The sequence below is a fragment of the Planktothrix sp. genome (genome assembly GCF_046067725.1).
Classification (GTDB): domain Bacteria; phylum Cyanobacteriota; class Cyanobacteriia; order Cyanobacteriales; family Microcoleaceae; genus Planktothrix.
The window spans coordinates 1-3,316 of the sequence record NZ_JBJUDF010000010.1 but is presented as its reverse complement, the minus strand read 5'-3'; the positions used below and the strand labels follow the sequence as shown (position 1 = coordinate 3,316).

3 protein-coding genes are annotated in these 3,316 nt (G+C 37.9%); 1 reads left to right on the top strand and 2 read right to left on the bottom strand.

The window, feature by feature from the left end; all coding sequences use genetic code 11:
* Positions 1-594 (bottom strand): hypothetical protein (locus ACKPEB_RS00510; RefSeq protein ID WP_408962802.1); only part of this gene is annotated, 594 nt, incomplete at its 3' end.
* Between the two features lie 64 nt (positions 595-658).
* Here ACKPEB_RS00510 and ACKPEB_RS00505 point away from each other — a divergent pair.
* On the top strand, positions 659-1,903 hold the full coding sequence (locus ACKPEB_RS00505; protein WP_408962801.1) for a tetratricopeptide repeat protein: 1,245 nt from the start codon (positions 659-661) through the stop codon (positions 1,901-1,903).
* Positions 1,904-1,965: 62 nt separating this feature from the next.
* Here the strand turns inward: ACKPEB_RS00505 and ACKPEB_RS00500 are convergent, their stop codons facing one another.
* Positions 1,966-3,051, bottom strand: a complete 1,086-nt coding sequence (locus ACKPEB_RS00500; protein ID WP_408962800.1) for a hypothetical protein — start codon at positions 3,049-3,051, stop codon at positions 1,966-1,968.
* Between the last annotated feature and the right edge of the window lie 265 nt (positions 3,052-3,316).

Here is a 3,316-nt window from a genome sequence, read left to right as displayed (position 1 = left end):
ATATTCTTCCCAAACTTTTGTAATTCCGTTTTGACAATAGCTGCCTAATACTGATTTTGCCCTTTCGGGAACTGAAATAATCGCATCTTCGATAATGACAATGTATTGACGTTTAAATGTAAGTAGTTCTTCGATGACTTCATGGATAGCTGGCCATTGTTCTAATTGATGAGGGGCATGAGGAGGTGATAAAAACATTCGTGCATCATCAATTAATATGAAGTGTTCCCATTCTGAGCTTTTGATAATTTGCAATTCTTCAAGTATAGGACATTCTTCTTCTTGTCCTGCTGTAATTCCCCCTGACCAATGGGCATCCAACCAAAACAAAGCTGATCCTTGTAGTTGAGGAACTATTACTTTTAAATGTTCTGTGGTGTGACCGTACAGAAATTGGATGTTTTGAATATGTTCATAATTTTTTGATGTGGTTTCATAGAACTGTTGGCATAATTCAATGGTAAATACATTTTTAAACAGATTAGATGCCCAAACTGCTGTTCCACCCTGAAATGTCCCTGTTTCAATAAAAGTTTCAATATTATACTCTTTTTGTAGCAAACTGATTAGATTTTGGCAATTTCCTAATCCCATTTTTTTTCCTTTTATATGTTTTACTTGATTTTAAAAATTACTAAAGATTATATATTACACTAATATGAATACCTTATTAAAAGTCACATTGCAAGTGTATATGAGTCATTTTGACCAAGCTAACAAACAGAAGCAATTAGGCCAGCTTCAGGAATCCATAGTTACCTACCGCCAAGCGATTAGTGAAAAACCCAACTTTTCCTGGTATCACCATAATTTAGGCTCAACCCTGGCTCAACTGGGTCAGGTTCAGGAAGCGATCGCAAGTTATCAAAAAGCCTGCGAACTGAATCCTAACTCGGCTTGGTCTTACTATAACTTAGGAGAACTCCTAGAGCAACAGGGCAGACTCCCAGAAGCCTTAGATGCCTATCGTCGGGCTGTGGAACTCAACCCAGATTTTTATGAGTTTCAGCAGAGCCTCGGAAAATTGCTCTGTCAACAAGGACATTTTTCGGATGCTATCTGTTCCCTAGAAAAAGCAATTGAACTGGAGCCTGATGCTACCTCCTGTTATCAAGATTTGTGGGAAGCCTTTGCTCAACAAGGGCGAGGAACCGAAGGAATTGATTATTTGCAGAAGACCGTTGCAGCCGATCCCACTAATTGGGAATTATATCAGCAGTTGGCAGAAGCGTTAAAGGCAAGCCATCAAATTCAGGAGGCGATCACGGCTTACCAAACTGTGATTGAGCTTAACCCGAAATCAGCTTGGAGTTATTATCAGTTGGGGATGATTTGCCGAGATCAAGGTCAATACCCGCAGGCGATCGCTTACTATCGTCAAGCCACAGAACATGATTCCAAATCAGCCATTTATTATCATTTTCTGGGGCATACTTTATCCCTAGTTCATCAATGGGAGGAGGCGATTATTGCTTATAAAAAAGCCTTAGAATTGACTCCGACATCCGCGATTATTTATCAACATTTGGGAGATGCGTTATCGACGTTACAACGTTGGGAACAAGCCGCTACAGCTTACCGAAAATCGGTAGATTTAGACCCGAATTCCCTGGAAGCTCAAGATCATTTAGGCTTTGCTTTAGCTCAACTTCAACGTTGGGATGAGGCAATTTCAGCGTATCGTCGGGCATTAGATATCAGTGTATCTGATGTGGTTTATTGTCATTTAGCAGATGCACTGCAACAACGTTCTATTGTTCAACCACTCCAACGAGATGCTGATGCTGATCTGGAAGAAGCTGCGAGTTGTTATCGTAAAGCGATTGAATTCAATCCTAATTTAGAAGCTATTGAGGAAAAGTTAAATCAGATTTTAGCTCAACTCAATCAAATCGAAGTTTAAAGAATAGAAAAAGGGTTTCTAATTCAAGTCAATTGCTGGTGTTAGAAACCCTTTTTTTCAGTTTAGATTGATTCTGATGCAGGCGTGATTTCTTCCGTCGTTGGTGTTAGTCCAGACTGTAACTCATCCGAGGATTGATCAAGAGTTTGATTAGGATTTTCAGAATGCTTAAATGAGTTGAGGGGAATCCCTTTTTTAGCTGTCATTTGTCGCATTAACTGTTGCCATTCCTCAGAATTAGTCAAACTAGGGGTATCCAGTTCTATTCCTTGCGCTAAGGACAATTTAGAAAAACTTTCTAACCAGGTTAACATCGTTTCACTAGGGGAACTTTTTGTTAACTTCAAGGCTTTTTGTAGGTGCGATTTCATTTGAGGAAGTTTACCATTGCGATAAGCATTCCAAGCATCCCAAATTAGGAGATTATAGTCTATTTCACTGTGTTTTTGAGGATCATCAGCTAGGGTTTGTTCCAGTCTTTGCCGTTCTTGAATTTGTTGGATTTGCAATTGAGATTGAGCCAGTTCTACCTGCAGTTCATACAGTTGAGACTGAGAACGTTTTAAGTCAGTTTGCAGTTGATAAACTTGGGCTTTTTTTTGTTTTAAATCCAGTTTTGTTTGCTGGAATTCTGTTTGAATTTGTGTTAACTCAGCTTGAGTTTGTTGCAGTTTAGAAACTGATGTTTCTAATTCATTGATATAAGTTTTTTGTTGTTCTAAATCAAGTTTTGTTTGCTGGAATTCCGTTTGAATTTCTATTAACTCGGTTTGGTTTTGTTGCAGTTGTAAAGAAAATTCTTCTAACTGAGAATGGGATTGATCAAACTCGCTTTGGACTTGATACAGTTGAGAATTAGATCGTTTCAAATCTCGTTTTAGCTGTTTAACTTGATCCGTTGCCTGTTTCAAAGCGTCTTGATCTTGTTGAAGTTGAGTTGTTTTTTGTTCGAGTTGTTTTAGGGTTTGATGTAGTTGAATTTGCAAGCGTTCTTCCTGTTTCCGAGTTTGTTGTAACTGCATCTTGAATTGGCTTAAAGATACTTCTGCTTCATAAAATTGAGATTGCACTTTTTCCCAGTCTGGACGTTGTATTTCATAAGATTCTAATTCTTCTTGTGTTTGATGTAATTGAGATTGATACCGCATCACATCAAATTGCGCTTGACTTAGTTCTTTTTTAACTTCTGCTAATTCATGGCGGTTTTGATTCAGTTGAGCGTGAGATTTTTGTAAAACAGATTCTGTTTTGTTTAATTGAGTCTGAGATTGTTCTAAAACTGTTTCGGTTTCCTTAAGCTTAGTTTGTGATTGTTCTAAAACTGTTTCCGTTTCATGTAACTTAATCTGAGATTGTGCTAAAACTGTTTCAGTTTCCTTGAGCTTAGTTTGTGATTGTGTAAACGCTGTTTAG